This is a genomic window from Mycobacterium sp. Dal123C01 (genome assembly GCF_052566995.1).
On the sequence record NZ_CP199580.1, the window covers coordinates 4,030,228 to 4,051,772 of the forward strand.

The following is a 21,545-nucleotide window of genomic DNA, read 5'->3' on the forward strand; positions in this document are numbered from 1 at the left end:
TGGACCAAAGGATTTTGTTGTGGTTCCCCAGTAGGGCAACGCGTTTCGCGCCAATAGGTCCGTTTGGTCCGTTAGACAAAGGCGCAGCAAAACGTGAGAAGCCATTGCTATGACGCTAACTCGTGCAGCACACAAAGCCGGACCGGGTCGCGCTTGCCCTTGACCTTCACCCAGCCGTGTCTGCTTACCCGGGCGGTCGCGCCAAGCGTCGCCGAGGTGCTGGGACCAAGTACCACCTGTCCCGGCTCGGCCAAGTTCTGCAGGCGGGCGGCCAGATTCATCGTGTCGCCGATCGCGGTGAAGCTGCGCATCTGCTCGGCGCCGACATTGCCCACCAGCGCTGGCCCAGTGTTGATCCCAACCCGAAACCGCGGCCAGTCGTCGTGTCCGGACGCCGCCTCGTCGACGACGGCCTGCAGTGCGAGTCCGGTTCGGGCGGCCCGCAAGGCGTGATCGGCCTGGCGTGCCGGTGCGCCCCAGATCGCCATCACCGCGTCGCCGACGAACTGCAGGACGGTACCGCCCGCGTCGAGAATGACCGGAACAACCGCGCCGTAGTAGGTATTCAGCATGGTGACCACCTGATCCGGAGAAGTGGCTTCCGCGAACGGGGTAAAGCCGTGCAAGTCAGCCATCAACACCGTTACCTCGGTGATCGCGCCGCCCAGCCCGGCCTGATCGGGGTCGGCCAGGAGCGCGGTGACGACCGCCGGCGACATGTAGCTGCGGAACAGGCCGTCGAGGTGGTGGTAGAGCCGGGCGTTCTCCAATGCGATCGAGGACTGCGTAGCGAAGGAACGCAGCAGCGCGACGTCGGCATCGGCGAAAACGCCGTCCGGTCGATATGCCTCGATCACTCCGGCGACCTGTCCCTTGACCATCAGGGGTAACTCCAGCGCGCCGTCTTCGGCCGCGTCGTCGGAAAAGCTGAGCTCACCATCACTCACGATGCCCAATCGAAATTGGTCGCCGGGGAAGGCGTCGGCCATCGCAGCCATGACCCGATTCAGCAGCGTGTCCTCGTCCTGGATGACGCTGGACTCCTGGCCGACTGCGATCAGGGCCCCCAGCTTGCGCACCCGCTCGCGCTCGGTGCCGATCGCCTCGGCGCCACGCCGCAGGACGGCGACCTGCTGTTCGGATAGCTCGAACCGATCGGCAAGCCGGGCGGCGACGGCGCCGGGCGCCACCTGCTCACCACGCTCACGGCGCTGCAGCATGTCGACCATCTCCTCCAGCGCGGTCGCGTAGTCGTGGCGCAGATCGGCGATGGTCTGATGGGTAGCCAGTGAATCGAAGAGGCCTCTGACCGTGCCTTCCCGGCGGAATTGGACCCGCGCGCTGTAGGCGATGAAACAGAAGGCCATCGTCATAAGCAGGTGCCACAGCCACCACGAGGCGTGCCAGCTCATTCCAAGCGCTAACGCCACCGACGCCTCGGCCAGCAGCACGAAGGCGGTGAGCACCGACATGATGACCACCGCGGGGCGTCGCCGATAGATCGGAAAGTAGGCAAGTGCCGCCGCCGCGAACAGCGCGCAGCCGAACATCGCCCCCACCTGCTCCGTACCTTCCAGCAGCGCTTGATCCGGCAGTCGGTCGAGCATGCCGCAAAGGATCAACACCGCAGTGGCCGCCATCAGGAGCGAAACCAGCGCCGACAGGTGCCGGCGCAACGACCAGAGACGGGCGCTTCTAGCCGGCGTGAAGGTAATCGACGAGGCCAGCGCGATCGCCCCGGCCAACACGAGGCCCATCCGCGTCGGCAACATGAACTCCGCATCGGAGGTGTCCATCAGAACGCCCGGCGTGAATAGCGCGTGCACCCCGAAAAAGCCGGCGGTTGTCGTAAACACGAGTGACACCAACCAGAGACGGGCATCGTCGCGCGCCCGCGCCTCGCGGCCGATCAGGGTGCCCAACACCACACTGACCAGTGCCGCCGATAGCACCAACACGAAGTGCGCCAGCCGGTTGTCCCATTCCAGGTCGACTTTGGGCTTGTCGAGCAGTAGCCACAACGCCAGCATCGGAAGGGTCATGTGCATAAGCCAATTTGCTGTGCGCACCCGGGATCCCGGGCGTGCAGTGGCACGCATCGAAGAAGCCACCCCCCTCGGCGCAACACACAATGACGAGCCGCCAGCGTGCTAGTTGTATTTCAGCAAACGGCCGGGTGCAAAGGGAAATTCTGGTTCACTGGCAACGGTTTTGACAACGCGTGATGTTGTTGGCGCGAGCGGAAATGCGCAGCTATGACGACTTCGGTTGTGAGGCAACGGAAGTTCAGTGGGACTCAACGAGTTGCTTGAGACACTTCAATGTTCCAGACAGCGTACGGCCGACCTGACGTACCGCGATCCGATCGGCGAGGTAGCCCAGGATCCCGCCCGGGGCCTGATACGACAGCCGGAACGTCACCCTTGTTTGGCCTCGCCCAGCATCCCGCAGCCGGATCCGGCCACGCAGTGTGACGCCGGTGATGCCCACCCAAGCCAGGTCGCTGGATTCGCCGAATTCGACCACCTCGATCAGGCCGCCAACCGGTACCGAGCCGATTTTCCAATGGACGGTGTAGCGCGCGCCGACGCCGGCAGCCTGATCGTTAGCCGATTCCCAACGCTCCAGGTTCGTCATGAACTTCGGGTAGCAGTCCGGATCGCTCACTATTTTCCAGACGGCCTCACGGTCGGCCTGGATGACGCATCGGCGTTCGACGCGCATCAGCCGATCACCGGAAAGCGACGTTTGGCGGCGAGGCGGTCGACGGCGGCCTGCAGGCTGGCCATGACTTTGTCATGTACCGCCTCGTCGTCGCCGTCGACGTGGATCGGTTCCTGCACCTCGATCGCGATTTTGGTAGGCAGCGGAATGTGGCCCGCCAGATCACCGATGTTCAAACCCCAGGGCAGCGCCAGCGATATCGGAATGCTTTTGAGCCGCAGCAACTTATCCGCCATCAGTAACTTGGCCAGCCATTGGCCGCGGTTGAGGAATAGCGCACTCTCCTGGCCTCCGACACTGGCGACCGGGACGATCGGGACGCCGGCTTCCCGCGCCAGCCGCACGTAACCCATGCGCCCGTCGAAGTCGACCTTGTGGCGCTCCCACGACGGGCGGAAAACTTCGTAGTCGCCGCCGGGATAGACCAACAGCGCCGCACCGGAGTCCAATGCGAGCCGGGCATTTTCAGGGTTAGCCGCGACGGTGCCGAATTTGCGCAGCCAGCCCAGCGGTGGTGCTGAAACGACGAGGTTATGCGCCAACTGGTAGAACGGCCGCTCGACGCCGAAGTACGAACAAAACGCAAGCGTGAATACGAAGGTGTCAGGGGGCACGTTGCCACCGCTGTGGTTACCGACCAGCAGTACCGGACCCTCGGTGGGGATCCGGTCCAAACCTTGCACGTCTGCCCTGAAGTACAGCGACGCCAGCAGCCAGGTGCCCGGAAGTTGGTCGCGGATGTAGTCGGGATCCCGCTGGTCGAAGTCGGCTTTGGGAACTCTGGACACGACCTGTCTGCGGGTCCAGTCAATGGCCTCCCCGACGAGCCCCATGTCCGTGTCCTGTCGTTAGCGCTTCCCGGAGCCGACTACCCGGATTACGGCGCTTTCACACAATCTTCGTTGTCGCCGCGGCGGTCGGCGTTACAAGGCTAAGTGGCGCAGCACGTTTGGTCAGGGTGCTCGGTTTGGGTCCCAAAGGTGACGGAATCGGCCAGGACCGTGTAGATCTCCCATTTCTCACCGCCGGGTCCGGTAACCCACACTTTGTCCTGCGTCGCGAAGCAGCAGGTGGTACCGATCTCCTCTTCGGTGAACATGCCCTCCCCTGTGAGTCGACCGATCTCTTGATGCACCATCTCGCTGGATTCGACCTCCACACCGAGATGGTTGATGGTGCAGCCGTGGCAGGGGTTTTCCAGCAGGACGAGTTTGACTGGCGGCTCGGTGATCGCGAAGTTGGCGTAGCCGGGTTTGACCTTCGCGGGCTGGGCGGCCACGCCTAATGCCGGACAACAGGCTGACTGATTCGACATTCTTCTATATAAGAATCTATCGAATCAAGCCGCAATGGTTGAGTCGTCCCTCGGTTTCGGCGCTACGTCGTGTCAAGGCGATACAGCGCAGTGGCGTTCTCGTGGGCAACAAGATCGACCACCCGGGTCGCATCGGCCTCGCTCCACTCGCCGTCGCCCACAAATCCACCCAGCACTCGGTGAATACCCTTGCGCCACAACGCAGCGCCTAAATAGTGCAATTCGGCCGGCCCGTAGCCGTCCGACGAATACAGAATCTTGCGGAAAGGTGCCATCTCCAGCAACCGGGCGATGAAGGCCGGTGCCCGAGCGCCCAGGTAGTTGATGCTCAGTCCGCCGTCGAGATAGACGTTGTTGAACGCCTGCGCCAGATAGCCCGCTTCGCGCTCGTAGGGATAGCAGTGCAGCAAGACGATCGGGGTGTCGCCGGATTGACGCAGAAAGTCGAGCAGATACAACGGATTGGCTTTGTGGAGATCGCAGTCGCGGTCACCGAAGCCGACGTGGAATTGGAGCGGCTTGCCGAGCCGCAGACCCTGGTGCAAACCGAAACGCAACAGCACTCGATCCTGCAACCGGATCCCGCCGCGATCCCGCCACCGGCCGGCTGCCTCGGCGACTTCCGCCGCCTGCGGCTCGGTCAGGTCGCCGTCGAAACCGCCGCGGTAGGCCAGGATGGACTTGGTCCCGACGGCGCCGGCCGCACGCTCGTGCAGGATCGCTGCGAATGCCGATGCGTAGTCGCCCGGCGCTTGTGCGGCCTGTTCGGCCACCTGCTCGAGGCGAACGACCTCGTGCGCACGGTTGCCGGACAGCGCGCTGAGCTCGGAAACATCGGCTGTGCCGTCGGCACCGATTCCGGTGTCCACCAGCCAGTCGCTCACTCCGGCGGAGGGCAGAAACAGGCGGGCCAACTCGCTCTCGGTGAATTCGCTACGACGCTCCCAATAGGTCTGTGGGTCAACGTGTTTAGGTAAGTCCAGAATGGGGCCGCAGTGGGCGCGGACGGCGAAGCCGAGCTGTGAGTCGAAACCCGAGTCCGCGAGCGGCTGGGTGTTGGCCTCGTTGAGGGCGTTCTCGAACCGTTGCCGGTCCCCCGGCTGTAACCAGCATCCGTGGACGTGATGATCGATCAACGCCACTTCGCCGATGTGGTGCGCGAGAGCCGAGGAGTCAGCCACCGCTAAAGGCTCCACGCCATCCGGAATTTATCCGCCAGTTGCCCGGGGTCGAGGTCGCCGTAGCGCTCCTGTTCCAGGCGGCGGACCGCGATCACCATGTCCACCGCGGGATCGCCCAGGACGTTTCGCAACGACTCCGAATTGTCCAGTGCGGCAAGCATATCGGTCTGGGATTGGGCAAGGCTTCCGATGTCGGCGCGGTCACGTTCGGAATCGGAGAGTTTGGCCGGGTCTACTGTCGTCTCCGGCGGTAACGGCGCGTTGCGCCGGATTCCGTCGAGCGCCAGCCCGAGGATTGCCGCCGACGCGAGGTAAGGGTTCGCCGACGGATCGACGATTTTCACCTCGACGTTGCCCCCGTAGGTACTGCCGGGGCCACCCTTGACGAATCGGACTGCGGCTTCGCGGTTTTCGATGCCCCAGCAGGCGTAAGCCCCCGCCCAATTACCCGGCTGCATACGCAACCCGGACACGATCGACCCGCACAGCACGCCCTGCGCCTCCGCCAGCCCGCGGAGCACCCCCGCTACCGCACTCTCCCCTGCGGGCGTCATGCCGCCGGCGCCTGGCCCGCCGGAGAACAGCGGCCCTTCCGGCCGTGTCAACGAGAAGTGCTGGTGTGCGCCGGATCCGACGCTGCCGGCAAAGGGCGCCGGCGACAGGCTGATGCGCAGCCCGTGGCGTCGGGCAATGCGGCCGATGATGATCCGGGTCAGGACCAATTGGTCGGCTGCGGCGACCGGCGGCAGCGGTGACAACGAGATCTCGAACTGGTTGGCCCCGTACTCGGGATGGAGTTGCTCGATCCCCACGCCGGAGCCGGCCGCTGTTGCGATGACATCGCGGACGAACGCCTCGTGCTCGAGCACACCGGCGAGGCCGTACTGCGCCCACAGTGTCGAAGGCAGCCGGCCGCCGTCCGGATCGACGAGGACGAACTCGATTTCATGGCCGACCGCCGCCTCGAAGCCGGCGGCACTGAGTGAGGCCTCGATTCGGCGCAGCGTTCCCCGACTACACACGGAAACCGGTGTGCCGTCCTGCTCGAAGAATCCGGCGGGAGCCCAGGCAAACCCGTCGCCGATGGGGCGCAACGCTGTCAGGTCGATGCGCAGGCGTTGATCGCCGATCACGCCGATGTCGTCGGTAAAGGCGATGCCGGTCTGGTCGATGGCGAACGCATGCCACGAGGGGCTGGCACCCAGGCCGGGATCGGCAAAGGTGTTGGTGTGCCGGACCGGCACAGTCTTGGCTTGGGTGAGCCCTGCGGGGTTTACCACGGTGCCGATGACGGTGTCGACGCCCTCGGCCTCGAGTTGGGCGACGGCCGCGGCCGCGAGAGGCGTGGCTGTCATCGCAGCCCTATCGGCGGGTCCCGTAGGTGGCTATGCGCGGCTGGGCAGCGTCAGCTGGCAAGTCTGGCCGATGTCGAGGGTCCGCAGCGTGCGTCCCATACCGACCCACAGTGCGCACGACAGGGCGAGGTCCGCGATCAGCTCTTCGGAGAAGTGCTCGTTGCACCGGGTCCAGAAGTCCTCGTCGTCGCGCAACTTGGTGTGTTCGGTACCGAAGCGGTGCGCGAATTCAGCCGCCAGGCGCTCCTGCTCGCTGTACCCCGGCCAGGTGCGCCATTCCTCGGCGTGCGCGTAGAGCTCCTCGTCGACACCTGCCGCCGCACCGTCGGCATCGCGGGCGTTGAGGCACACCACGCACTCGTTGTCGTGGGCGATCACCGCGCGGGCCAGTTCGCGGGTGCGCAGGGGCAGCCGGTTCTTGGTGTAGACGGCCTGGCTGAAGTTGGCGATTGCGATGCCGAGGTCTGGGGACTTCGTCGCCCAGCCGTAGACATCGTCATCAGCGAATGTTCCGATTCGGCTCATGGCGTGATGGTACCTCCGCCCTGCGGATTTCCGGCAAACACCTACCGGTGTCCGCCGGTCCCGGCCGGCAGCCGGGCCGTGGCAGGAGCGTCGTCGTGCCAATCGCGTTGTGTCAGAACCCGATGCGCGACGTGCTGCAGCGCGTCTTCCACTGCCTGTCGGTCCGGCCGGCCCTGGTAGCTAGGTGAACGGCCCAGCCTGTCGACGATCCAGGCGAGCAGCAACGAGTAGACGTAATCGACCTGCTGCGCTCCGGCCGGGGTCAGCCACATTTGGTCGCCGTCGCGCTGCACGAAGGCGGCGGCGACCAGCCGGCCGAAGTTGGGTTCGAGGACCTCGAACGGTATCCGCATGGAGTTGCCGATATCGCTGAGACGAGCCGTCCCGTACATCTGCCCGAAGCGGTAGATCCGCATCACGCCCCACAGTCCGGCCACGTCGAGGAGACAGTCTGGCCGCATCGCGATGCTGCGCAGCCGCACACCCGGGTCGCCGCGCACCATGCGCGCAATCGCGTTCTCCAGTAATCGTTCTGGAGTGTCGGTGGTCGGCATTCCGAAGCCGTCGCCGACATCGACCGCGCTGTTATGGATGTCGCGTAGCGGGATCTCACGCAGGAACAACGCGACGACGAACCCGAGCAGGGCGACCGGCGCCGCCCAGAAGAACACCTCGCTCAGTGACTCGGAATAAGCCTGCACGATCGGTGCAACCACGTTGTGGGGCTGTTTGTGCAGGGCCCCCGGCGAACTCACCGCATCGGGACTTGCGCCGCTGACCGCCAGCGCCGGACCCATCCTGCTTTTGAGGAAGTTCGAAAACAGCGAACCGAATATCGCGGCACCGAAAGAACTCCCGATGGTGCGGAAGAATGTGACACCCGAGGTGGCAACACCGAGATCCTCGAAGTTCGAGGTGTTCTGCACGATCAGAACCAGCACCTGCATGGACAAACCGATGCCGGCGCCCAGGACGACCAGGTAGATGGACTGAACGAGGGCGGAGGTGGACGGATCCATTCGCGACATCAGCACGAACGCGGTTGCCATCAAGGCGGTGCCCACGACCGGAAAGATCTTGTAGCGGCCGGTCCGGCCGACCAGGGTGCCGCTGCCGGTCGAGGTGATCAGCATCCCGACCACCATCGGCAGGGTGCGCAGTCCCGACGTCGTCGCGGAGACGCCGTTGACGTATTGCATGTAGGTCGGCAGAAACGTCATTGCCCCCAACATCGCGAAACCGACCACGAAGGACAACACACAGCAGACCGTGAACACCGGACTGGCGAACAGTCGAGTCGGCAGGATCGGCTGCGGCACACGGCTTTCGACCCACACGAACGCAACGAGCGCTGCCGCGGCGCCGGCGAACAGCCCGATGATCATCGGCGACCCCCACGCGTAGAGGGTGCCGCCCCAGCTCGTCGCCAGGGTCAGGCCGGTGGCGCCCAGGCCGACCAACACGATGCCCGCGTAGTCGATGACGGGCTTGGTGGATGAGGCCAGCGCCGGAATGGCAGCAGCGGCAACGAAGATCACCAGCACCGAGATCGGCACATTCACCCAGAACGCCCACCGCCAGGTCAGGTAGTCGGTGAAGTAGCCGCCCAGCAACGGGCCGACGACCGTCGTGACACCGAAGACCGCGCCCAGGATGCCCTGATAGCGGCCGCGTTCGCGGAGCGGGACGACCTCACCGATCAATGCGCTGGCCGTGACGGTGATTCCGCCGCCACCGATTCCCTGCAGGGCCCGCGCTCCCACCAGCATGCCCATCGACTGGGCCAGCCCGCAGGACACCGACCCGATGACAAAGAACACGATGGCGGCCTGAAATACGCGCTTGCGGCCGAACAGGTCACCGAGCTTGCCGACCAGCGCGGTGACGATTGTCGACGCCAGCAGATAGCTGGTGACGACCCAGGATTGATGACCGGCGTCACCCAGGTCCGCGACAATGGTCGGCAGCGCGGTCGCGACGATGGTCTGGTCCAGAGCCGCGAGCAGCATCCCGAGCACGATCGCCACGAAGATGAGGTTGCGGCGCTGCGGGCTGATCAGCTCGCCGCTGGGAGCGGAGTCCGCGGCGGGATTGGCTCGGGTCACCGCACTGGATGCTGCTCTCGGGCTCGTCATGCCTGCCTTCCCGTCGGCGTCCGATGCTAACGGGTGCCCAGGGCTAACGCCGGCAATCTCGCCGCGACGCGACCGCGGGTTCGATCAGCTCTGGAACTACGCGATCGAGCCCGGCGGCCGGGAAACGCACTGCGCCAAGTACAGCTCTTCGCCGAGCTTGTCCATCAGCTGCAGCTGGGTCTCCAGATAGTCGACGTGGTTTTCCTCGTCGGCGACGATCTTCTCCAGCAAGAAGGCGCTCGTACTGTCTTCTTTCGCCCGGCACATGATGACGCCGGGCTTGAGCCGGCTCAGCACCTCGTACTCGATCGTCAGATCCGCCTCGAATTGCTCGCGCAGCGTCTGGCCGATCCGCAACGAAAACAGGCGCTGGTAGTTCGGCAGGCCGTCCAGCAGCAAGATTCGGTCGGTGATGGCCTCGGCGTGGCGCATCTCATCGAAGGACTCCGCGCGGGTGTGCTCAGCTACCTCGGTGAAGCCCCAGTTCTCCTGCATTTTCGAGTGCAGAAAGTACTGGTTTATCGCGGTGAGCTCACTGGTCAGTTGCTCGTTGAGCAGACGTAAAACGTCTGGATCCCCTTGCATGATCACTCCTCCGGTGACTAGGGCTGTCAGGTCTGAGCGCGGCAGGTGGGCTGGGCTGGGCTGAAGCACACCATGCCGCCCGTACCAGCACTTTGCCACTGAAATTTCGAATCTTCCAGCAAGGTATGGCTGCGCTCACTAGCCGGAATCGGCGTCGGCGCGTAGTTAGGTTCTGCTAACCTACTTAGGTTAGACTTCCTTAACATGAGGCCTGTTCGGGCGGCCGCCCGAGTATGTGAGGTGTGCTGATGTACGTATGCCTGTGCGTCGGCGTCACTAATCACACCGTGCTCGAATGCGTTGCCGATGGTGCCTCCACCTCCAAAGAGGTGGCCGCGGCGTGTGGCGCCGGTGGTGACTGCGGGCGGTGCCGACGCACGCTGCGGGCGATCATCGCCGCGTCATCGAAGGCCGCGTCATCGCCGGTGGAAACCGCGCTCGAACCCGCGCCGTCGCACTAGCGGCTCAAGGCACACACCCGCGTCTCGTCAATTCCTCTTTCGCTCAGTGCTTCAATTTTGCTTTCGCTCCGCGAAAGAGGCCAAGGCCGCGGCGTTGGCCTGGGCGCCCATCAACGCGGCGAAGTGGGCGTTTTCCCGCGCGGTCGCGGCAGCGATCTCCGGACGGACCGGTTCGGTCATCGTGTGTTTGACCGCCATCAAGCTCGAAACCGGCCGGGAGGCAAGGACTTCGGCATACCGACGGGTTTCGGGCAGCAGCTCGTCTGGATCGCAGACTCGCCAGACCAGGCCCATCCGCAAGGCCTCCTGCGCGTCAACCCATTCCGAGGACATCAACAACCATGCGGCGTTCTGCCGCCCCACCAACTGCGGCAGCAGATATGACGAGGCCGCTTCGGGAGCCACGCCGAGGCTGGTGAACGGACATTTCAGCCGCGCCGTCGTCGACATGAACGCCAGATCGGCGTAACCGAGGATGGTGGCGCCGATTCCCACCCCGACACCGTTCACCGCGCAAATCAACGGTTTGGGAAACGCGCTCAGCGCATCGATCATGCCGGGGAATCCGTGTTTGCCCGGCGTGAAGTCGGGGTCGGTGATGCGCGCCTGCATCTCGGCGAGGTCGGTGCCGGCGCTGAAGCCGCGCCCGGTGCCCGTCAGCACCACGACCGCAACCTCGGAGTCCTCGGCCGCGGCCAACAGCGCCTCGGCGGTGGCGTCGTAGAGCGCTTCGTTGAAAGCGTTGAGCGCCTCGGGCCGGTTCAGCGTAAGAGTGCGTACCCGATTGGTGTCATCGATCAGCAGCGTCACGGCTGCAGCCTAACTCGCGCCGATGCTGGCCAGAGCTCACCCGTTGCTATAGACGCGGGTTGGTGCGATCAGCACCACGGCGCGCCGTTCGGAGGCCATCACCCGGTCGTACTCGTCCCAGTCGTCGTGCGTTCCACCGGCGGCGGTGAAGACCTCCCGCAGCAGGAGCCGCAACTGGTCGGCGTCGGCGACCCAAGGCTGCGAGTCGTCGGGGCCGGCCAGTTCTGCGCGTCCCTCGACGGTCGCCCACTGCCAGCCGTTGCGGAACGTGACGGCTAATTGCGGGCGCGCCCGAAGGTTGGCGAGTTTGACTTTCCCGTAGGTGGTGAAGCCGAGGACCGATTCACCGGTTTCCGGATGCGCTAAAAGGCCGACGTTGACCAGCGACGCCTGCACGGTCTCGTCGGCGCGAACGGTGGAGATCACCGCCAGGCCGCTTTCGGTCGCCGCCAGTGCCACAGCGTCTTTAAGTGTCGTCATGTGCGGTCCTCACGTCCCAAAGGCTGTCTTGAACACGTAGCGGCTGGTGGGCACCGTGTCGATGTTCTCGTTAGCGCCGAATGCGGTCGTACTGGCGACCATCCGGCCTAGCCGGTGCTGCAGGTCTCCATCGTCGGCGGCCCCGAAGAACGCTTTGATATCGGTGATCGCCTCCGTGGGGAACAACTCCTCGACGATGCCCGCGATTCCCGGTGCGTCGGGAGTCAGCGCCCGTACCACCCAGTTCTGGGTATAGCCGAACGTCGACTGCGTCTCGATTGCCACCGAGGTGTGGTCGCGTTGCCAGCGGTTGAGCCAGGTCGGCTGGTCCAGCTCCGGAGGCCGGCGGAGCAGTGCGAGATTAGCTAAACCCGTTGTGCGAGAGCCGGGCTCGCCGACCGGCGCGGCCAGTGGGACGGACTCCGTCACCAGGTAGGCGGCGAGCTGTTCACATTCGGCCTGCAGCAATGCCAGCGCCGCCGTCATCTGTTCTCCGTAGCACTGCTGAGTCCACATGCTCACGACCGCTCCGACGGGCGGGTCCAAGATCGTCAGCGTCATCAGCGAGTGCCGCACCGCGCTGTCACGGACATTGATAGCCAACCCGGGCAGACCCAGGCCTAACAGCGCGTCCGCGACCGGGCCTCGCTGGCGGGCACACCAATCGTCGTCCGAGTCGGCGCGCATGAGCACCGCGATCACCTTTTCCATAGGCTGAACCTACAGTCGGCGTCGGCCCGAGAGTGGCGCTATTTGACCAGGCGAACCTGCTGTTCACTGCCTATCGACTCGCCGATGATGCCGGCGAGGCGCCGATAGGATTCGTCGCGGCCGCTCGAGGAGCGGAAAACCAGGCCGATTCGTCGGCCCGGGCGTGGGGCCGCAAACTGCGCGAGCCCCAGCCGGCTTCGCGCGGCCTCAACGGGCGCCGCGCTCTGCGGGATCAGGGTTACCCCCAGCCCTCCGGTCACGCATTGCACCGCCGTCGCCAGCGAGGCGGCTCGGGTGTCGGCAAGTTCGGCCCGCACCCCCGCCTTCTGGCAGACATCCAAGGCCTGATCGCGCAGACAGTGGCCCTCGTCCAGCAACAGCAGCGGCAAGTCCGCCAACGCCGATGCCGGCACCCGGCGCTTGCCGGACAGCGGGTGCCCGGGCGGTACGGCGAGTAAGAAATCCTCTTCGTAGATCGGAACCTCGGTGATTCCGCCGGTGTCGGCCGGCAGCGCGATCAGGGCCGCGTCCAATGCCCCGCCGCGCAGTGCCGACAGCAGCCGTTCGGTTTGGTCTTCGATCACCCGCAGGGTCAGCGCGGGAAGGCGATTGGCGAGTCCGGCCAGCACGGCGGGCAGGACGTAGGGCGCCACCGTGGGGATCATGCCCAGCCGCAGCGTGCCCTGCAGCGGATCCGATGTTCCGGCGTTGGCGGCGGTGAACGCGTCCGCCGCTTCGACCACGGTTTGGGCCAGCGGCAGCAGTTGCATACCTTCGCGCGTCACGCGGACCCGCCGGGTCGAGCGTTCGACGAGGTGGGTGCCCAGGCCTGCTTCCAGGGCGGACAGTGACTGCGAGAGCGTCGATTGGCTTACGCCGAGAGCCGTTGCCGCACCGCCGAAATGATGCTTCTCGGCTACCGCGGTGAACGCCCGCAGGCCGGCGAGGGTCGGCTGAAAACTCTTATCGGTCATGGCTATAAGTATAGTGCGATATATCACCTTTACTTCAGACGCCGCTACCGGCACCATAGTGAAGGACACCTAAACTTGACTAATTCCAGATAAGGAGCACACATGTCCTTGCTTACGATCGGCGATCAGTTCCCCGCCTACGAGCTCACCGGGCTGATCGGCGGCGACCTGTCGAAGGTCGACGCTCAGCAACCCGAGGACTACTTCAAGAGCTTCTCCAGCGACGACTACGCGGGCAAGTGGCGGATCGTGTTCTTCTGGCCGAAGGACTTCACCTTCGTGTGCCCGACCGAGATCGCCGCGTTCGGCAAGCTGAACGACGAGTTCGAAGATCGCGACACGCAGGTGCTCGGCGTCTCGGTCGACAGCGAATTCGTGCACTTCCAGTGGCGCGCCCAGCACGACGACCTCAAGAAGCTGCCGTTCCCGATGCTCTCGGACATCAAGCGTGAACTCGCCTTGGCCACCGGAGTCCTCAACGATGACGGCGTCGCTGACCGGGTTACCTTCATCGTGGACCCCAACAACGAGATCCAATTCGTCTCAGCGACCGCGGGATCCGTGGGGCGTAACGTGGACGAGGTGCTGCGGGTCCTGGACGCTCTGCAATCCGACGAGCTGTGTGCCTGCAACTGGCGCAAGGGCGACCCGACTCTGGATGCCGGCGAACTGCTCAAGGCTTCGGCGTAATCGAGGCCCTGAGTCAGGGGCTTGGAATTGGAGGCGAAATGACCGTAGAGAATCTCAAGGACGCGCTGCCGGAGTACGCGAAGGACCTCAAGCTCAACCTGGGGTCGATCACCCGGACTACCGTGCTGAACGACGAACAGTTGTGGGGGACGCTGCTGGCCAGTGCCGCAGCAACGCGAAACACCCAGGTGCTGGCCGAGATTGGCGCCGAGGCGGCAGACAACCTGTCTGCCGAGGCGTATCAGGCGGCGCTGGGGGCCGCGTCCATCATGGGCATGAACAACGTGTTCTACCGCGGCCGCGGGTTCCTCGAGGGCAAGTACGACGACCTACGCGCCGGATTGCGGATGAACATCATCGGCAATCCGGGCGTGGACAAGGCGAATTTCGAGCTGTGGTCGTTCGCGGTGTCGTCGATCAACGGATGCTCGCACTGTGTTGTCGCTCACGAGCACACACTGCGTGAGGCCGGTGTAGACCGCGAGGTGATCTTGGAAGCGCTGAAGGCCGCAGCCATCGTTTCCGGTGTGGCACAGGCGATCACCACAGCAGAGACACTGGCGAGCGTCGGCTGATCGTCGCTTCGTGACCGCATCCTGGGTAGCGCACGCGATCTGGTGGCAGGTCTATCCCTTGGGTTTCGTGGGAGCCTTCCCCGTGCCCGAGGGATCGGCGCAGCCGGATCCGGGCGAACACCGGTTGCGGCGTATTGCTCAGTGGTTCGATCACGCCATCGAGCTGGGGGCATCCGGAATTGCGCTAGGGCCGATCTTCGCCTCGCGCACACACGGTTACGACACCACGGACCATTACCGGATCGACCCCCGGCTCGGTGACGACGACGATTTCGACTATCTGATCGCCGAGGCACACGGGCGCGGCCTGCGGGTGCTGCTCGACGGCGTGTTCAACCACGTCGGTGTGGACTTCCCGCGATACCGCGAAGCGATGCACGACGACGCGGCGGCGCGCTGGTTTCACGGGCGTCCCGGGCGATTTCACACCTTCGAGGGGCACTCCGAACTCATTACCCTCAACCACGACAACCCGGACGTCGTCGACTATGTCGTCGATGTGATGGCGCACTGGTTGCAACGAGGCGCGGACGGCTGGCGGTTGGACGCGGCTTACACCGTGCCGCAACGATTCTGGGCGGCGACGTTACCGAAGGTGCGCGAGCAGCATCCGGACGCCTGGATCGTCGGTGAACTCATCCACGGTGACTATGCGGCAATCGTCGAGGAGGCCACGTTCGACTCGGCCACGCAGTACGAGCTGTGGAAGGCGATCTGGAGCAGCCTCAACGACGCCAACTTGTTCGAGCTGGACTGGGCCTTACAGCGGCATAACGCATTTCTGGACAGCTTCGCGCCGCTGACATTCATCGGCAATCACGACGTCACGCGCATCGCCAGCCGCCTGGTTAACCCTGATCATCTGCCCCATGCGCTGGTGCTGCTGTTGACGATCGGCGGTGTGCCCAGCATCTATGCCGGCGACGAGTTCGGATTTCGCGCTGTCAAGGAGGAACGGTACGGCGGCGATGACGCGGTGCGCCCGGAGTTCGCCTCTCCCCCATTGCAGTTAGACGCCTCCGGCGCCGAGGTGTGGCGACTGCACCAGTTCCTCGTTGGGCTGCGCCGCCGCCACCCCTGGCTACATGCGGCCACGACCACGTCGCTGCGGCTGGCCAATCAGCACTACGTCTATGAGACGCGCAGCGGCGATGACGCGCTGGTGGTTGCGCTCAACATCGACGACGAGCCAATGCGGCTGGTGCTGGCGGAGCTGGGCACCGGGCGCGCCGAGGTGGTTGCCGGATCCGCGGCCCCGCCGCCCGACGTCGCCGACGAGGTGGTCGTCGAGGCGCACGGCTGGCGAATCCTGCGGCCCGTTTAGTCGCGCAGCCGGGCCAGCGTCAGCGGGTCCTGCTGGCCCCGGTAGTAGGTGTCGAGCAGCGCCAGGAAATCCTGGCGGTCGTCGGTCGCGAGGGCGAACAGCGTCATCGAGGAGCAGAGCTTGAGATCGTCGGGTGAACCGAAGATCTCCGCGATCGACCGGCCTTGCACCTTGTTGACCAGCTGCGTGCACTCGTGCAGTCGCGGCCCCAGCAGCTCGTGCCCCAGATAGGCACGGGCCTCCTGCAGCGACGAGATGCCGTAACGGACCGCCGTCGGGCTGCCGCCCAGGCCGCGCAACTGCGGGAAGACGAACCACATCCAGTGACCGCGTTTTCGTCCGTCCCGCAACTCCTCGACGACGGCGGGGTAGACCGGAGCTTGGGCGACAACGAAACGTGTCAGTTCGAAGGGGTCGGCTGCCGAGTCCATATGACTACGGTGACATACATGGCCGTCAAACGACGCATGCCCAAAGCCCGTGAGCTGGCGCCGCTGATGCAGTTCAAGCGGCCGCAGTTCGACGCCACCAAGCGCCGTCTCGATGCCGCGATGACCATTGACGATCTGCGGCGCATCGCCAAGCGCCGCACCCCGAAGGCGGCGTTCGACTACACCGACGGCGCGGCCGAGGACGAGTTGTCGATCCAGCGTGCCCGACAGGCATTCCGCGACATCGAGTTTCACCCGACGATCCTGCGCGATGTCAGCAATGTGACCGCGGGCTGGAATGTGCTTGGTGAGCCGGTCGTCTTGCCGTTCGGGATCGCGCCGACCGGATTCACCCGGTTGATGCAGACCGAAGGTGAGATCGCCGGCGCCGCGGCGGCGGCCAAAGCCGGCATCCCGTTCTCGCTCTCCACGCTCGGCACCTGCGCGATCGAAGACCTGGTGACTGCTGTCCCGCAGGGCAGGAAATGGTTTCAGCTGTACATGTGGAAGGACCGCGAGCGATCGATGGCGCTGGTCAAGCGCGCCGCCGCCGCGGGTTTCGACACCCTGCTGGCCACTGTCGACGTTCCGGTCGCCGGCGCACGCTTCCGCGACAACCGCAACGGGATGACGATCCCGCCGTCGTTGACGCTGCGCACCGTGCTCGATGCGGTGCCGCACCCGAAATGGTGGTTCGACCTGTTGACCACCGAGCCGCTGGCATTCGCGTCGCTGGACCGCTGGCCGGGTACCGTCGCCGAGTACTTGAGCACGATGTTCGACCCCAGCCTGACCTTCGACGACCTGGCCTGGATCAAGGACCAATGGCCCGGCAAGCTCGTGGTCAAGGGCATCCAGACACTCGACGATGCGCGTGCTGTGGTCGAGCGCGGCGTCGACGGCATCGTGTTGTCCAATCATGGCGGCCGCCAATTGGATCGGGCCCCGGTGCCCTTCCATCTGTTGCCAGTGGTGGCGCGCGAGCTGGGCAAGGACACCGAGATCGTGGTGGACACCGGGATCATGTCGGGCGCCGACGTCGTGGCAGCTATTGCGCTGGGGGCGCGATGCACGCTGGTGGGGCGGGCCTATCTCTACGGGCTGATGGCCGGCGGCGAGGCGGGTGTCACCCGCGCCATCGAAATCCTGGAGAGCGGGGTGCTCCGTACGATGCAGTTGCTGGGTGTGACCTGTCTCGAGGAGCTTTCGCCCGCCCATGTGACGCAGCTGCGACGGCTGGTCCCGGTCGAGTAGGCGGCGGCGGGGAATCGCCACGGTGGGGAACGGGTTGCATTGCTTTAGCCAAGCGGCGCTTTAGACCCCGGGCCTGGTCGGCGTGGAAATGAGGAGTGGCAGTGAGTGCTCTGGTTCGTCCCCAATTCACCACGATCGACGGGCTCTCGGTGCGTTTCGCTGAGGGCGGACAAGGCGATCAGGATGCGATTCTGTTGAGCCCGTGGCCGGAGAGCGTGTATGCGTTCGAACCCAGCTGGGAGCAGTTGGCGGCGCACGCGCACCTGGTGGCGGTTGACCCGCCCGGATTCGGAAAGTCGGACTACCGCGAATCCCTGATGAACCCGAAGGCAATGGGTGACTTCATCATTCGCATCGCCGACACCTTCGGACTGGATAATCCGCATGTCGTCGGCCCCGACATCGGTACCTCGTCGTCGTTGTTCGCCGCGGCCGCGCAGCCGGGCCGGTTCCGCACCGTTGTCGTCGGCAGCGGCGGTGCCGCAGTGCCGATCCAGGTGACCGGCGTCTTGAAGGACTGGGTCGAGGCCACCGACCTGGAGCCCTACCGACAGTTCGGCGGGCGCAACATCGTCGAGATCGCGCTGAGCACCATTGCGGGGTACAGCCCGTCGGAAGAGATTCGCGAGGACTACCTGTCCGGCTACGAGGGTGACCGCTTCGCCGACACGATCCCGTACGCCCAGAGCTACCGCGAATACCTGCCTCAACTCGCCGAGCTGCTCCCCCAGATCCAGACACCCGTTCGCATCGTCGCCGGGGCCGACGACCAGGTGGTGCCGCCGGTCAACGCGGAGTTTCTCGGGCAGCACCTCCCGCACAGTCGCGTCGACCTGATTCCGGGCGCGGGCCACTTCTGTTGGGAGGAAAAGCCCGCCGAATACGCCGCGCTCGTCACGGGATGGTGGGCCCAAGCCGGCCGCTGAATGCCTTTACCGGCCGTGACCTCCCTTCGGTTGCGGGCACGGTTGAAACCTGCCAAGGTGGTTACGTGAAATTCGCGTTCGTGTGTGGCCGGGCCTGCCTCAACTTCGCGGGCACGATGAAACACCGCATCAGCGCACCCGAGGAGCGATTGACCAACCCCGCGGCGCTGTCGGAATGGGCCGTTCTGGCGGGGCTGGTGGATGCCGACATCGAGGTCACCGACGATGATCTGGTCACCGCGATTGAAGTGCGCGAAGCGATCTACCGGACTGCCATCGCCCGACTGGACGACCAGCTGCCACGGCCGGCCGACGTCGACCTGCTGAACGAGCAGGCATCGCATCCTCCGCTGGCACCGCGCTTGCTCCCGACCGGCGCTACGAGCCGCGAGGGCACCGCGGCGCAACTGATCGCCACCCTGGCCGCGGATCTGCTCGACCTGCTGGCCGGCCCCGACATCGCCAACGTCAAACGGTGCGCCCACCCGAACTGCTCACTGCTCTACGTCGATTCCTCGCGAGCCAAGAGCCGCCATTGGTGCGGGATGGCCACCTGCGGCAACAAGGTCAAGGTCCAGGCCTTCCGGGCCCGCCAGCGCGCGTCGGCTCATTGATCTAGTTCACACTCGGCACTCGCCCGAGTTCCGTCGGGAACAAAAGACATCCGGCAAAGGTTGAGCGCATCAGACTAAACCTTTGGAGAAGAGATGTCTGAAGCAAAATCGGTGCCGGTGTTGTTCGTTACCGACACTGTCGTGTTGCCCGGAATGGTTGTCCCGATCGCGTTGGACGACGCCGCGCGAGCCGCTATCGACGCCGCTCAAGCCAGTGAGTCCGGAGAGTTGCTGATTGCCCCGCGGCTCGAGGACCGCTACCCGTCGCACGGCGTGATTGCAAAGATCCTGCAGGTCGGACGCATGCCAGGTGGCGGCGGCACCGCCGCTGTGGTGCGAGGTGAACGCCGGGCGCAGATCGGCGCGGGAGCCAGCGGACCCGGAGCCGCGCTGTGGGTCGAGGTGACCGAGGTCCCCGGGGCCCAGCCGACTGACGAGGTCAAGGCGCTGTCAGCGGAGTACAAGAAGCTGCTGCTGGCCATGCTGCAACGGCGCGAGGCTTGGCAGATCATCGACTATGTCAACAGCCTTACCGATCCGTCGGCGCTGGCCGACACCTCCGGGTATGCGTCGTATCTGACCGATGTGGAGAAGCGGCAGCTGCTCGAGACCACCGACGTCGCCGAGCGGCTGCGCGTGCTGATCGACTGGACCAGCGACCACCTGGCCGAAGTCGAGGTCAACGACAAGATCGCCGAAGACGTGCGCGACGGCATGGAAAAGACGCAGAAGGAGTTCCTGCTGCGCCAGCAGCTCGCCGCCATCCGCAAGGAACTGGGCGAGGGCGAACCCGACGGGTCCGATGACTACCGGGCCCGGGTGGAGGCCGCCGAGTTGCCCGAGAAGGTGCGTGAGGCCGCGCTGCGCGAGGTTGCCAAGCTGGAACGCGCCAGCGACCAAAGCCCGGAAAGCGGCTGGATTCGCACCTGGCTGGACACCGTGCTGGACCTGCCGTGGAACGTGCGCACCGAGGACTCGACGGATCTGGCGGCGGCGCGGGCCGTCCTGGACGCCGACCACCACGGGCTGGACGACGTGAAAGACCGCATCGTCGAGTATCTGGCGGTGCGTACCCGGCGCGCCCAGCGCGGGCTGCAGGTCGTCGGCGGCCGTGGCTCGGGCGCGGTGATGGTGCTGGCCGGTCCTCCCGGCGTCGGCAAGACATCGCTGGGCGAGAGCGTGGCCCGGGCGTTGGGTCGCAAGTTCGTGCGTGTCGCATTGGGCGGTGTGCGCGACGAGGCCGAGATCCGTGGGCACCGGCGCACCTACGTGGGCGCGCTGCCGGGTCGGATCGTGCGTGCGATCGGTGAAGCGGGATCGATGAATCCCGTTGTGCTGCTGGATGAAATCGACAAAGTCGGTTCCGACTATCGTGGCGACCCCAGTGCCGCGCTGCTGGAGGTGCTGGACCCGGCGCAGAACCACACGTTCCGCGACCACTATCTGGACCTGGATCTGGACCTCTCCGATGTCGTTTTCTTGGCCACCGCCAACGTGATCGAGAACATCCCGTCGGCGCTGCTGGATCGCATGGAACTGGTGCAGATCGACGGCTACACCGAAGACGACAAGGTCGCCATCGCGCGTGATTACCTGCTGCCGAGGCAACGGGAACGCGCGGCGCTGAGCGACGACGAGGTCACCGTGACCGACGCTGCGCTGCGCAAGATCGCCGCGGACTACACCCGCGAGCCGGGTGTGCGGCAGTTCGAGCGGCTGCTGGCCAAGGCGATGCGCAAGGTGACGACGAGGCTCGCCGCGGATCCGGCTCCGAAAGTCGTGGACGAACCGGACCTGGTCGAATACCTTGGCCGGCCACGGTTTACGCCCGAATCGGCGGAACGCACCGCGGTGCCCGGCGTGGCCACCGGCCTGGCCGTCACCGGACTGGGCGGCGATGTGCTCTACATCGAAGCCGGGGCCACCGATGGCGAGTCCGGGTTGCAACTGACCGGTCAGCTGGGTGACGTGATGAAGGAGTCCGCGCAGATCGCGCTGTCTTACGTCCGCTCACATGCTGCCGAGTTGGGCGTCGACCCCAAATCGCTGGACCGGCGCATCCACGTGCACGTGCCCGCAGGCGCGGTGCCCAAGGATGGCCCGTCGGCCGGTGTCACGATGGTCACCGCGCTGGTGTCGATGGCCACCGGGCGGCAGGTCCGTTCCGACGTCGGCATGACCGGCGAGGTCACGCTGAACGGGCGGGTGTTGCCGATCGGCGGGGTCAAGCAGAAGCTGCTGGCCGCCCAACGGGCCGGTTTGTCGACGGTCTTCATCCCCCAGCGCAACGAGCCGGATCTGGACGACGTGCCGGCCGAAGTTCTCGAGGCGCTGACCGTCATACCGATGACCGACGTCGCGGAGATCGTGGCGCAGGCGCTGGAAAGCACCGCGCAGGCCACCACGGTCGCTGCCTGATACAAACTTGGCCGGGATCGCGTAGCACAATCAGCTCGCGTCCCGGCCAAGGCCGTT

General features: G+C 65.3%; 22 protein-coding genes. 8 read left to right on the forward strand and 14 right to left on the reverse strand.

Translation table 11 applies throughout. From position 1 onward, the window contains the following. Nucleotides 1-107: 107 nt before the first annotated feature. From ACTXG5_RS19040 to bfr, 9 genes are all read right to left on the reverse strand, one after another. On the reverse strand, nt 108-2,042 hold the full coding sequence (locus ACTXG5_RS19040; RefSeq protein WP_445160269.1) for an adenylate/guanylate cyclase domain-containing protein: 1,935 nt from the start codon (nt 2,040-2,042) through the stop codon (nt 108-110). A 244-nt stretch (nt 2,043-2,286) separates the two neighbouring features. Beyond that, nucleotides 2,287-2,724 carry an SRPBCC family protein gene (locus ACTXG5_RS19045; RefSeq protein ID WP_445160270.1) on the reverse strand — a complete coding sequence of 146 codons (438 nt, stop codon included), beginning with the start codon at nt 2,722-2,724 and terminating at the stop codon, nt 2,287-2,289. Beyond that, nucleotides 2,724-3,557: a lysophospholipid acyltransferase family protein gene (locus ACTXG5_RS19050; RefSeq protein WP_445160271.1), complete on the reverse strand. Its 834-nt coding sequence runs from the start codon at nt 3,555-3,557 to the stop codon at nt 2,724-2,726. The genes ACTXG5_RS19045 and ACTXG5_RS19050 overlap by 1 nt, the downstream gene beginning before the upstream one ends. Before the next feature lie 98 nt (nt 3,558-3,655). After that, a complete protein-coding gene (locus tag ACTXG5_RS19055) occupies nt 3,656-4,039 on the reverse strand; it encodes an ArsI/CadI family heavy metal resistance metalloenzyme (protein ID WP_445160272.1) in 384 nt (127 codons plus the stop codon). Nucleotides 4,040-4,101: 62 nt separating this feature from the next. After that, entirely contained in the window at nt 4,102-5,220 is a 1,119-nt protein-coding gene (locus tag ACTXG5_RS19060; protein WP_445160273.1) for an amidohydrolase family protein, read from the reverse strand. A 2-nt stretch (nt 5,221-5,222) separates the two neighbouring features. Beyond that, nucleotides 5,223-6,575, reverse strand: a complete 1,353-nt coding sequence (locus ACTXG5_RS19065) for a glutamine synthetase family protein (RefSeq protein WP_445160274.1) — start codon at nt 6,573-6,575, stop codon at nt 5,223-5,225. A 30-nt stretch (nt 6,576-6,605) separates the two neighbouring features. After that, nucleotides 6,606-7,100 (reverse strand): carboxymuconolactone decarboxylase family protein, encoded by a 495-nt coding sequence (locus ACTXG5_RS19070; protein WP_445160275.1) that lies wholly within the window; start codon nt 7,098-7,100, stop codon nt 6,606-6,608. Between the two features lie 41 nt (nt 7,101-7,141). After that, a complete protein-coding gene (locus tag ACTXG5_RS19075; protein ID WP_445160276.1) occupies nt 7,142-9,205 on the reverse strand; it encodes an MDR family MFS transporter in 2,064 nt (687 codons plus the stop codon). 126 nt (nt 9,206-9,331) lie between these two features. Continuing rightward, complete coding sequence (bfr, locus tag ACTXG5_RS19080) at nt 9,332-9,820, reverse strand: bacterioferritin (RefSeq protein WP_445160277.1); 489 nt, start codon at nt 9,818-9,820, stop codon at nt 9,332-9,334. 248 nt (nt 9,821-10,068) lie between these two features. Between bfr and ACTXG5_RS19085 the strand changes: the two genes are divergently transcribed. After that, nucleotides 10,069-10,281 carry a (2Fe-2S)-binding protein gene (locus ACTXG5_RS19085; protein ID WP_445160278.1) on the forward strand — a complete coding sequence of 71 codons (213 nt, stop codon included), beginning with the start codon at nt 10,069-10,071 and terminating at the stop codon, nt 10,279-10,281. Nucleotides 10,282-10,332: 51 nt separating this feature from the next. Here ACTXG5_RS19085 and ACTXG5_RS19090 read toward each other — a convergent pair whose 3' ends face one another. The 4 genes from ACTXG5_RS19090 to ACTXG5_RS19105 are packed head-to-tail and all read right to left on the reverse strand — an operon-like array spanning nt 10,333 to nt 13,256. Continuing rightward, nucleotides 10,333-11,091, reverse strand: coding sequence for an enoyl-CoA hydratase/isomerase family protein (locus ACTXG5_RS19090; RefSeq protein ID WP_445160279.1), 759 nt, complete (start codon nt 11,089-11,091; stop codon nt 10,333-10,335). A 36-nt stretch (nt 11,092-11,127) separates the two neighbouring features. Beyond that, nucleotides 11,128-11,571 (reverse strand): TIGR03618 family F420-dependent PPOX class oxidoreductase, encoded by a 444-nt coding sequence (locus tag ACTXG5_RS19095; protein WP_445160280.1) that lies wholly within the window; start codon nt 11,569-11,571, stop codon nt 11,128-11,130. A 9-nt stretch (nt 11,572-11,580) separates the two neighbouring features. Then, entirely contained in the window at nt 11,581-12,282 is a 702-nt protein-coding gene (locus ACTXG5_RS19100) for an EthD domain-containing protein (RefSeq protein WP_445160281.1), read from the reverse strand. Nucleotides 12,283-12,320: 38 nt separating this feature from the next. Next, nucleotides 12,321-13,256 (reverse strand): LysR substrate-binding domain-containing protein, encoded by a 936-nt coding sequence (locus ACTXG5_RS19105; RefSeq protein ID WP_445160282.1) that lies wholly within the window; start codon nt 13,254-13,256, stop codon nt 12,321-12,323. A 102-nt stretch (nt 13,257-13,358) separates the two neighbouring features. Here ACTXG5_RS19105 and ACTXG5_RS19110 point away from each other — a divergent pair, with 102 nt between their 5' ends. Genes ACTXG5_RS19110 through ACTXG5_RS19120 form a run of 3 tightly spaced genes read left to right on the forward strand, consistent with a single transcriptional unit; the run spans nt 13,359 to nt 15,845 of the window. Next, complete coding sequence (locus tag ACTXG5_RS19110; protein ID WP_445160283.1) at nt 13,359-13,946, forward strand: peroxiredoxin; 588 nt, start codon at nt 13,359-13,361, stop codon at nt 13,944-13,946. A 38-nt stretch (nt 13,947-13,984) separates the two neighbouring features. Next, on the forward strand, nt 13,985-14,521 hold the full coding sequence (locus tag ACTXG5_RS19115; protein ID WP_445160284.1) for an alkyl hydroperoxide reductase: 537 nt from the start codon (nt 13,985-13,987) through the stop codon (nt 14,519-14,521). Between the two features lie 10 nt (nt 14,522-14,531). Further along, nucleotides 14,532-15,845 (forward strand): alpha-amylase family glycosyl hydrolase, encoded by a 1,314-nt coding sequence (locus ACTXG5_RS19120; RefSeq protein WP_445160285.1) that lies wholly within the window; start codon nt 14,532-14,534, stop codon nt 15,843-15,845. Here the strand turns inward: ACTXG5_RS19120 and ACTXG5_RS19125 are convergent. Beyond that, a complete protein-coding gene (locus ACTXG5_RS19125) occupies nt 15,842-16,276 on the reverse strand; it encodes a DUF1810 domain-containing protein (RefSeq protein WP_445160286.1) in 435 nt (144 codons plus the stop codon). The two genes, ACTXG5_RS19120 and ACTXG5_RS19125, sit on opposite strands and share 4 nt — an antisense overlap. A gap of 18 nt (nt 16,277-16,294) precedes the next feature. On the opposite strand from ACTXG5_RS19125, the gene ACTXG5_RS19130 reads away from it, so the two are divergent. The 4 genes from ACTXG5_RS19130 to lon all read left to right on the forward strand — a co-directional run bounded on the left by ACTXG5_RS19130 (nt 16,295) and on the right by lon (nt 21,488). Then, the gene (locus ACTXG5_RS19130; RefSeq protein ID WP_445160287.1) at nt 16,295-17,530 is read left to right on the forward strand and encodes an alpha-hydroxy acid oxidase; all 1,236 of its coding nucleotides are present in this window, start codon (nt 16,295-16,297) and stop codon (nt 17,528-17,530) included. A 101-nt stretch (nt 17,531-17,631) separates the two neighbouring features. Further along, complete coding sequence (locus ACTXG5_RS19135; protein WP_445160288.1) at nt 17,632-18,456, forward strand: alpha/beta fold hydrolase; 825 nt, start codon at nt 17,632-17,634, stop codon at nt 18,454-18,456. Between the two features lie 65 nt (nt 18,457-18,521). Further along, on the forward strand, nt 18,522-19,070 hold the full coding sequence (locus tag ACTXG5_RS19140) for a CGNR zinc finger domain-containing protein (RefSeq protein ID WP_445160289.1): 549 nt from the start codon (nt 18,522-18,524) through the stop codon (nt 19,068-19,070). A gap of 93 nt (nt 19,071-19,163) precedes the next feature. Continuing rightward, complete coding sequence (gene lon / locus ACTXG5_RS19145) at nt 19,164-21,488, forward strand: endopeptidase La (RefSeq protein ID WP_445160290.1); 2,325 nt, start codon at nt 19,164-19,166, stop codon at nt 21,486-21,488. The last annotated feature ends 57 nt before the right edge of the window (nt 21,489-21,545 follow it).

Excerpts from the sequence above, each read along its gene's own strand:
- ACTXG5_RS19045 (WP_445160270.1), bottom strand. The coding sequence starts at position 2,724 with ATGCGCGTCGAACGCCGATGCGTCATCCAGGCCGACCGTGAGGCCGTC.
- lon (WP_445160290.1), top strand. The coding sequence starts at position 19,164 with ATGTCTGAAGCAAAATCGGTGCCGGTGTTGTTCGTTACCGACACTGTC.
- ACTXG5_RS19110 (WP_445160283.1), top strand. The coding sequence starts at position 13,359 with ATGTCCTTGCTTACGATCGGCGATCAGTTCCCCGCCTACGAGCTCACC.
- ACTXG5_RS19085 (WP_445160278.1), top strand. The coding sequence starts at position 10,069 with ATGTACGTATGCCTGTGCGTCGGCGTCACTAATCACACCGTGCTCGAA.
- bfr (WP_445160277.1), bottom strand. The coding sequence starts at position 9,820 with ATGCAAGGGGATCCAGACGTTTTACGTCTGCTCAACGAGCAACTGACC.
- ACTXG5_RS19115 (WP_445160284.1), top strand. The coding sequence starts at position 13,985 with ATGACCGTAGAGAATCTCAAGGACGCGCTGCCGGAGTACGCGAAGGAC.
- ACTXG5_RS19125 (WP_445160286.1), bottom strand. The coding sequence starts at position 16,276 with ATGGACTCGGCAGCCGACCCCTTCGAACTGACACGTTTCGTTGTCGCC.
- ACTXG5_RS19095 (WP_445160280.1), bottom strand. The coding sequence starts at position 11,571 with ATGACGACACTTAAAGACGCTGTGGCACTGGCGGCGACCGAAAGCGGC.
- ACTXG5_RS19100 (WP_445160281.1), bottom strand. The coding sequence starts at position 12,282 with ATGGAAAAGGTGATCGCGGTGCTCATGCGCGCCGACTCGGACGACGAT.
- ACTXG5_RS19050 (WP_445160271.1), bottom strand. The coding sequence starts at position 3,557 with ATGGGGCTCGTCGGGGAGGCCATTGACTGGACCCGCAGACAGGTCGTG.
- ACTXG5_RS19065 (WP_445160274.1), bottom strand. The coding sequence starts at position 6,575 with ATGACAGCCACGCCTCTCGCGGCCGCGGCCGTCGCCCAACTCGAGGCC.
- ACTXG5_RS19070 (WP_445160275.1), bottom strand. The coding sequence starts at position 7,100 with ATGAGCCGAATCGGAACATTCGCTGATGACGATGTCTACGGCTGGGCG.
- ACTXG5_RS19055 (WP_445160272.1), bottom strand. The coding sequence starts at position 4,039 with ATGTCGAATCAGTCAGCCTGTTGTCCGGCATTAGGCGTGGCCGCCCAG.
- ACTXG5_RS19130 (WP_445160287.1), top strand. The coding sequence starts at position 16,295 with ATGGCCGTCAAACGACGCATGCCCAAAGCCCGTGAGCTGGCGCCGCTG.
- ACTXG5_RS19040 (WP_445160269.1), bottom strand. The coding sequence starts at position 2,042 with ATGACCCTTCCGATGCTGGCGTTGTGGCTACTGCTCGACAAGCCCAAA.
- ACTXG5_RS19105 (WP_445160282.1), bottom strand. The coding sequence starts at position 13,256 with ATGACCGATAAGAGTTTTCAGCCGACCCTCGCCGGCCTGCGGGCGTTC.